The sequence below is a fragment of the Dokdonella sp. genome (genome assembly GCF_049593775.1).
In the GTDB taxonomy this organism is placed as follows: Bacteria; Pseudomonadota; Gammaproteobacteria; order Xanthomonadales; family Rhodanobacteraceae; genus Dokdonella.
Window position 1 is genome coordinate 1 of the sequence record NZ_JBAWHJ010000194.1, and the last position, 7674, is coordinate 7674.

General features: G+C 60.8%; 10 protein-coding genes. 3 read left to right on the top strand and 7 right to left on the bottom strand.

All coding sequences use genetic code 11. From position 1 onward, the window contains the following. Positions 1-1325: ATP-dependent zinc metalloprotease FtsH (gene ftsH, locus WBP53_RS06765; protein ID WP_423927222.1), on the bottom strand; the 1325-nt coding region annotated here is incomplete at its 3' end. Between the two features lie 34 nt (positions 1326-1359). Then, positions 1360-1980 carry a 23S rRNA (uridine(2552)-2'-O)-methyltransferase RlmE gene (gene rlmE / locus WBP53_RS06770; RefSeq protein ID WP_423927224.1) on the bottom strand — a complete coding sequence of 207 codons (621 nt, stop codon included), beginning with the start codon at positions 1978-1980 and terminating at the stop codon, positions 1360-1362. A 109-nt stretch (positions 1981-2089) separates the two neighbouring features. Between rlmE and yhbY the strand changes: the two genes are divergently transcribed. Continuing rightward, positions 2090-2386, top strand: a complete 297-nt coding sequence (gene yhbY / locus WBP53_RS06775) for a ribosome assembly RNA-binding protein YhbY (RefSeq protein WP_423927226.1) — start codon at positions 2090-2092, stop codon at positions 2384-2386. Positions 2387-2398: 12 nt separating this feature from the next. Further along, positions 2399-2785, top strand: coding sequence for an Mth938-like domain-containing protein (locus tag WBP53_RS06780; RefSeq protein ID WP_423927228.1), 387 nt, complete (start codon positions 2399-2401; stop codon positions 2783-2785). Here WBP53_RS06780 and WBP53_RS06785 read toward each other — a convergent pair. From WBP53_RS06785 to surE, 5 genes are all read right to left on the bottom strand, one after another. Beyond that, positions 2773-3678: a sigma-70 family RNA polymerase sigma factor gene (locus WBP53_RS06785; RefSeq protein ID WP_423927230.1), complete on the bottom strand. Its 906-nt coding sequence runs from the start codon at positions 3676-3678 to the stop codon at positions 2773-2775. The genes WBP53_RS06780 and WBP53_RS06785 overlap by 13 nt on opposite strands. 84 nt (positions 3679-3762) lie before the next feature. After that, the gene (locus tag WBP53_RS06790) at positions 3763-4647 is read right to left on the bottom strand and encodes a peptidoglycan DD-metalloendopeptidase family protein (protein ID WP_423927231.1); all 885 of its coding nucleotides are present in this window, start codon (positions 4645-4647) and stop codon (positions 3763-3765) included. Further along, positions 4648-5253, bottom strand: coding sequence for a YqaA family protein (locus tag WBP53_RS06795; protein WP_423927233.1), 606 nt, complete (start codon positions 5251-5253; stop codon positions 4648-4650). A 34-nt stretch (positions 5254-5287) separates the two neighbouring features. Further along, positions 5288-5965 carry a protein-L-isoaspartate(D-aspartate) O-methyltransferase gene (locus WBP53_RS06800; RefSeq protein WP_423927235.1) on the bottom strand — a complete coding sequence of 226 codons (678 nt, stop codon included), beginning with the start codon at positions 5963-5965 and terminating at the stop codon, positions 5288-5290. A 37-nt stretch (positions 5966-6002) separates the two neighbouring features. Continuing rightward, on the bottom strand, positions 6003-6776 hold the full coding sequence (gene surE, locus WBP53_RS06805) for a 5'/3'-nucleotidase SurE (RefSeq protein WP_423927237.1): 774 nt from the start codon (positions 6774-6776) through the stop codon (positions 6003-6005). A gap of 247 nt (positions 6777-7023) precedes the next feature. Between surE and WBP53_RS06810 the strand changes: the two genes are divergently transcribed. After that, positions 7024-7599, top strand: a complete 576-nt coding sequence (locus tag WBP53_RS06810; protein WP_423927239.1) for a Smr/MutS family protein — start codon at positions 7024-7026, stop codon at positions 7597-7599. Positions 7600-7674 lie beyond the last annotated feature (75 nt).

Consider the following 7674-nt stretch of genomic DNA (forward strand, 5'->3'; position numbering starts at 1 on the left):
ATCGTGACCTTGTGCACCGGATCATGCTCGGGCACTGACAGGCCGACGATCGCATGTCCCGCTTCGTGGTAGGCAGTCAGCTTCTTTTCCTCGTCGCTCATGATCATCGATCGGCGTTCGGCGCCCATCATGATCTTGTCCTTGGCACGCTCGAAATCCTGCATGCCGACCTCACGCGAATTTCCGCGTGCGGCGAACAGGGCCGCCTCGTTGACGAGATTGGCCAGGTCAGCGCCCGAGAAACCCGGCGTACCGCGAGCAATGGTCAGCGGCTCCACGTCGGTAGACAGCGGAACCTTGCGCATGTGCACCTTGAGAATCTGTTCACGGCCCTTGAGGTCGGGCAGTGGCACGACGACCTGGCGATCGAATCGACCGGGACGCAGCAATGCTGGATCCAGCACATCGGGCCTGTTGGTCGCGGCAATCACGATGACGCCTTCGCTGCCCTCGAATCCGTCCATCTCGACCAGCAACTGGTTCAGGGTCTGCTCGCGCTCGTCATGCCCGCCGCCAAGGCCGGCACCACGATGGCGACCGACCGCGTCGATCTCGTCGATGAAAATGATGCAAGGAGCCTGCTTCTTGGCCTGCTCGAACATGTCGCGAACACGTGCCGCACCGACGCCGACAAACATCTCGACGAAATCCGAGCCGGAGATCGAGAAGAACGGCACCTTGGCCTCTCCCGCGATGGCCTTGGCCAGCAGGGTCTTTCCGGTACCGGGTGATCCGACCATCAGCACGCCGCGCGGAATCTTTCCGCCCAGCTTGGTGAATTTGGATGGATCACGAAGGAACTCGACCAACTCGGAGACTTCTTCCTTGGCCTCGTCGCAACCGGCAACGTCGGCAAAGGTGATCTTGATCTGGTCTTCACCCTGCAATTTGGCCCGCGATCGCCCGAACGACATGGCGCCACGCCCGCCGGCACCTGCCTGCATCTGACGCATGAAATAGAACAGGATGCCGATGAAGATGATGATTGGCAGCCAGTCGAACAACAGGCGCAACACCAGCGGCATGGGCGGATCAGTCGCCTCGACCTTTACCTTGGCCACGCCCTTTTCGATGTCCGACATGGACTGCTCGGTGACGATCAGGGTCGTACGGACATTGCTGCCGTCCTGGAGCTTTGCTTCGACCGTGCGGCCATCGTTGTGCACGAGAACCTCTTCCACACGATTGTCGCGCACCGCCTGCATGAACTCCGAGTACGGAACATCCTTGGTGGATGCCGCCCGCGGATTGAAGCTCTGAAACACCGTCAACAGGACGACGGCGATCACCACCCAGAGCAGCAGAGTCTTTGCCATGTCATTCATCGTAATCCAGATTCCTCGTGCATGTGCCGTACCGTCATCGTTGTTTGCCGGTGGCCAATGCGTAGACTTCGTTGCTGCGAGCCCGGGATGCCTTGGGCTTGCGGATGCTGACGTGCGCATACTGTTCGCGCAAGCGTCGTAAGTAATCATCAAAACCCTGACCCTGGAACAGCTTGGTCAGGAAGGCCCCACCTTTGCCAAGATGGGTTTCTGCAAAGTCAGCGGCCAGTTCAGCCAGTCCCATCGAACGATCCTGATCAACTGCACCGACACCGCTCATGTTGGGGGCCATGTCGGAAAGCACAAGATCAACGCTGGTTCCGCCAAGCATGTCTTCAAGCTGCTTGAGTACCGAGTCCTCGCGAAAATCACCGAGAACGAAGTCGACGCCGCCGATTCCCTGCATGGGCAGAATATCCAATGCGACGATACGTCCGGCGTCGCCGAGGCGCTCGCGAACCATTTGTGACCAGCCGCCAGGAGCAGCTCCCAGATCGACGACCACCATTCCGGGCTTCAGCAGCTTGTCGCGCTCAATCAGCTCGTCAAGCTTGAACACTGCCCTGGAGCGCCAGCCCTCGGCCTGGGCGCGCTTCACGAAAGGGTCGCTGAAATGCTCCTGGAGCCAGCGAGAACTGGATTTGCTTCGCGCCACGGCGTAGTCACTACGCGCATTGCGCGTTTATCAGCGATGAGAATGCCCCCATAATACCCTGAAAGCCGACTATTGCCGCCGGCCACCCATCCGCATTCGGACTCCGTTCATGCCTCTTACCTCGTTCCAGAAGCGCTATCTGCGCGGTCTTGCCCATTCCCTGAGCCCTGTTGTCATGCTGGGCCAGAAAGGCGTCACACCCAACGTTATCAGCGAATTAGGCCTCGCTCTCGACCATCACGAGCTGATAAAGGTCAAACTTTCCGGTGGCGACAAAGAGGAGCGCAAAGCCCAGATCGACGCGCTGACAAGCGGGTCGAAAGCCGAGGTGGTCCAGATCATCGGGCACACCGCCACGCTGTGGAGACGAAATGAGAAGGAACCCAAACTGCCGCTTCCCAAGTAGTCCGTCAGCCCCATGCAGCTGATCCATGACCGCGCCGAAGGCTATTTCTTCGTACGTGCCGTGAAGCCGGATGCCATCGTGATCATTGATCGCGAACTGCAGTCGAGTTTCCTGCTGGCGCCCGATCAGGTGGTCGAGGGCTGGCCTGTCTCCACTATTGACGAGCTTGGCGAAGATGCCGTCCTGGCCATTCTCGAAACCGGACCAGAGGTCGTCATCCTCGGCTCCGGCAACCGGCAAAGGTTTCCAGACAGAAAGGCACTGCTGCCGTTGATGCGCGAAGGCATTGGCGTCGAGGTGATGGACAACGCGGCCGCCGCACGCACCTACAATCTGCTGGCCGCCGAGGGTCGCCGCGTGCTTGCAGCATTCATCCTGGACTCTGCTCAGGCCGACTGATCGTGCTTGGACAGCCGACGCAATCGCTTCAGGGCTTCTTCCTGGATCTGTCGGACGCGCTCACGCGAAACACCGAAATCGGCGGCGATATCGGCCAATGAGTGCACAGGCTCGCCGTTAAGGCCGAATCGACGCTCGACAACCAGTCGCTGGCGCGGGATGAGGGCTGCAAGCCAGTCCTGCAACTGTCCATTGCCGGCAGGATCCGCCACATTTCCAGAACCCGGATCCTCTTCCTCGACCAGTTGCTCGATCATCGAACGATCATCGCCTTCGGACATCGGCGCATCGAGTGAACTGATGTGTTCGCTGACACGGAACAGCTCGGCAATTTCCCGGGTCTGCTTGCCGACCGCCGCCGCCAACTCGTCCAGGGTTGGCGTGCGCCCGATCCTGGCCATCAGCTCCCTGTTGGCCTTGAGCACTTGGGCGAGCTCCCGCAGCACATGGACCGGAATGCGAACCGTCCTTCCCTGATGCGAAATGGCATGCTGGACACCGTGCCGAATCCACCACACCGCATATGTCGAAAACCGCAGGCGACGCTCCGGCTCGAATTTCTCCACGGCACGAATCAGACCAATATTGCCCTCTTCAATCAGATCCATGAGCGGCACGCCCCTGCCGACATAGGCGCGCGCCACCGTGACAACCAGGCGCAGATTGGACTCGATCATGCTCCGCCGGGCCTCGCTGTCACCGCGTTGCACGCGTTCAGCCAGAGCCCACTCCTCCTCCGCGCAAAGCAAGGGAATCAGGCCGATTTCATTCAGGTAAGCGCCGGTGGAACTGCGGACTTCTTCATCGGCCGGTTCAATCGCATCAAGAAGCTCGAGCACCTCCTCGACTTCCGGCTCGGTTTCGACCGCCAGCTTGGTTTTATCACTTGTCATGTCTGCGGACCGGGCCACCGATTTCCCTGCGCGAAAGCGGACATGGCCGGCGCTCGCAAGACACTGCCGACATGACCCGGCATCTCATCGCTTCGGCAAATAGGTGAGCGGATTTACCGGCTTTCCGTTCGTTCGAATCTCGAAATGCAGCATGTCACGACTGGCGCTGGAAGATCCCATCTCGGCAATTTGCTGCCCCGCCTTGACCCGATCCCCCTCCTGGACAAGCCGGCGCCGATTGTGGCCATAGGCAGACAACATCGAGGTGCTGTGCTTGACGATGATGAGTTCGCCATAGCCGATCAAGCCATTGCCGCTGTATACGACTTCCCCATCGGCCGCCGATCGCACCGGATCGCCAGCCGTGCCCGCGATATTGATGCCCTGACGCGTCTGGTCACCGGCCACAAAGCCTGATATCAGTGCGCCCGTCGCCGGCCATCGCCAACTGATGCCTGCACTCGTTGCAGTTGCTGCCGGGCCGGCCGCAACCGGCTTCGGCGCCTGGGCTGCCGGAGCCGGCGTGGGCGCCGCAGGCGGCTTGTTGCCGGCCGTGCTGCGCGGCGGTGGTGGATTGCGGGATGGTGGTGGCGAAGCAGGTGGCGGCGCCTTCGTGGCTGTGCGCGTACTGCTGGATCGACTCGACGTACGAGTCGGCGCTGCTCTTCCATCAAGGCGAATCAACTGGCCGACGTAGATCGTGTAGGGCGGACCGATATCGTTTGCGCGCGCAACATCCCTGTAATCGAGACCATTGCGGAACGCGATGCTGTACAGCGTGTCTCCGCGTCTGACCTGATAGCTTCCGGCCGGCACATCTCGCCCCGACGTTGCAGAATTGCGCGACCTGCTTCCTGCGCTGAGATCGTCCACTGGCGCGGGTGGTGTTGAGGCGCACGCGCAAACGACCAGGGTCATCAGTCCGGCCAGGATAGCGCGCGCAGGGTAATAAAGTTTTGGATCAATCACTTATCGTATGAACTTGAAGTAGATGATGGCAAGAATCAGCACGCCGACAATGGCCCAGCCAATCCATTCTATCCAGCGATGCAGGGCTGCTTCGGCACGGGGCCCGGCCAGGCGTATGACGCCTGCAAGCAGATAAACGCGCTTGCCGCGCCCGACGATCATGCTTGCGATGTAGGGTAACAGCGGCACTCCCACGATGCCCGACGCCCAGGTGAAAATCTTAAGCGGAATCGGCAGAAACCCGGCCAGGACCAGTAGCCAGAACGCCGACCAGGGACTCTGGGCTGCGATTTCACGCAACTCGGCCACCTGCCTGTCGATGCGTTCCAGCCAGCCCAGGGACTCAAGCAAGGGTCGCGCCAATTCGAACGCGTAGTGGCCAAGCGCATAGCCCACCAGCGCACCAAGTACGGAAAACAGCAGGCTGATCGTTGCCAGGCGAAACCATCGCTGTGGCCGCGCCAGCACCATTGGGCCAAGCATCACTTCCGGCATGACTGGAAAAATGATTGCCTCGATGAAGCTCAATCCGGCCAGCAAGGGTTCCGCACGAGGATGCATCGACCATTTGAGCGCGCGTTCGTAGAGTGGCTTGAACAGCTTCAAGTACGCGTGCTCCCTGCGTTGCGGCATGGTCGGTTCAAGCAACACCTCCAAGCAATGGAACGAAGCTGACGGCAGCCAGGATTTCACGATGCCAGCCGCCCTCACCGGCCCGGACACGCAGAAGCTGCTGCCGGCCTGGAGGTCCCACCGGAGCCACCAGCACACCGTTTGGCGCGAGTTGATCGAGCAAGGTGTTCTCAAGGTCTGCACCGGCCGCCGTCACCATGATCGCGTCGAACGGCGCCTCGTCAGGCCAGCCGAGACGACCATCATCATGGCGAGACCGGATATTGGTCAGCCCGAGTTTGCGGAACCGGCGCCGGGCATTGCGCAGCAACTCATCGATTCGCTCCACCGTGTAGACCTGCTCGACCAGGCTGGCCAGCACGGCGCACTGATAGCCGGAGCCGGTGCCGACTTCCAAAACACGCTTGGGCAAGTTGCCTTCGACCAGGACTTCGGTCATGCGTGCAACAACATAAGGCTGTGAGATGGTCTGGCCCTGGCCAATTGGCAAGGCCGTGTCTTCATACGCACGCGTCGCGAGTGCCTCGTCGATGAACAGGTGACGAGGAAGCTGGCGCATCACGTCGAGCACGCGGCGGTCCTTGATGCCCTCTTCCAGCAGTCGCTCGATCAACCGGTCGCGCGCGCGTTGCGAGGTCATGCCAAGACCGCGAGCCTCGGGCAGCTGGCGTGCGAACCGGCTCATCGACTCATACCCGCGCTGGAAACCCGGCAGCACGGCTTCATGCGACGTGGCTTTCCATACTCAGCGAACTGACCCAGCCACCCACCTTTTCAAGGGCCTGATAGCGAGTCAGGTCGACATGGATGGGAGTAATCGAAACATAGCCATCTCGAATGGCGTGGAAATCCGTGCCGGGACCGTCATCCTCGGCCTCTCCCGGGGGACCAATCCAGTACATCGGTCTGCCACGCGGGTCCATTTGTTCGATGCATCCCGGCGCACGATGGCGACGGCCAAGGCGGGCGACCGAAAGGCCCTTGATCTGATCCCAGGGAAGATCGGGAACGTTCACGTTGAGAATGGTATCGGCAGGCAACGGATCAACAAGCAACTTGCGCATCAGCAGCATCACCGCCCTGGCGGCGGATTCGTAGTGCACACCCTTGTGATCCCGGGCAGCCAGGGAAACCGCAATCGCCGGCAGGCCGAGGAATCGCCCTTCCATGGCAGCGGAGACCGTACCGGAGTAGATCACGTCATCACCAAGATTCGCCGCGCTGTTGATGCCGGAAACCACGATATCAGGAACCGAATCGAGCAGGCCGGTCAGCGCCAGGTAGACGCAGTCGCTGGGCGTACCGGATACCCGGTAGCGACCATCATCGAGTCGTTTGACACGAATAGGCTGATCCAGCGTCAGCGAGTTGCTGGCACCGGAACGATCCCGGTCTGGCGCAACCACGACGACTTCGCCTACCGCCGCCAGATGACGCGCGAGCACGAGGATGCCGGGCGCTTCGACCCCATCGTCATTGCTGACCAAGACACGCATTGACTGCTACCTGCGAAGTGGCCTGATGTGCGGAACGTACGCGGGACGCTCAACGATCCGCACTCGAAGCCTGTGGGAATCGCAAATCATACCGGAATCACGCGTCCCCCTGAATGAGCAGGTGTCCTAAACCGGTCAAAAACCGCTCGAGACTGAACGTGGGTTGCAGGATGCGCCGGTCGAACTTGCAGGCCTGCAATGGCCATGCAATCGTGCACATGAATCCTGATCGCCCCTGCCCGTTGCCATGCCAAGCCAGCGACCGCCACGCAGGCGAAAGACACCCGAAGCAGAAGTTGCCGAGGAAGATCGCGATCTCTTCAGAGACGCGATCGGCAACGTCCGGCCGTTGGCCAGGAAATCCGACCGCACGCCGGACAAGTTGCGTCCCGCACCTCAGGCCCATCAGTTCGAACTGGACGAAGCCAGGGTTCGCGATGAATTGCTAAACCACGAATTTGATCCGGCGATGCTCGAGATGGGCGATGAAATCCTCTATCTGAAGCCCGGCCAGCCACTGTCGTTGCTGAAGCAGCTTCGACGCGGACAATTCAGCATCCGCTCCGAAATCGACTTGCACCAGATGACGGTAGCGGTGGCCCGACAGGCGATCACCGCCTTCCTCAGCGAAGCGATTGATCACCGCGAACTCTGCGTTCGCATCGTGCACGGCAAGGGGTTGCGCTCAGCATCGCGCGGCCCCGTCGTCAAGCATATGACCGAGCAACTCCTGCGCAGGCGCGACGATGTTCTCGCGTTCGCGTCAGCGCGTCCGGCGCAGGGCGGAACCGGTGCGGTACTTGTCCTGCTGCGTGGCCGCTAAGGTAACGACTGTTCAGTCGTTGATGTCGCTTTTCGACTCGACCCGCTTGACCGGCGGATTCACCCAGGTGATGCG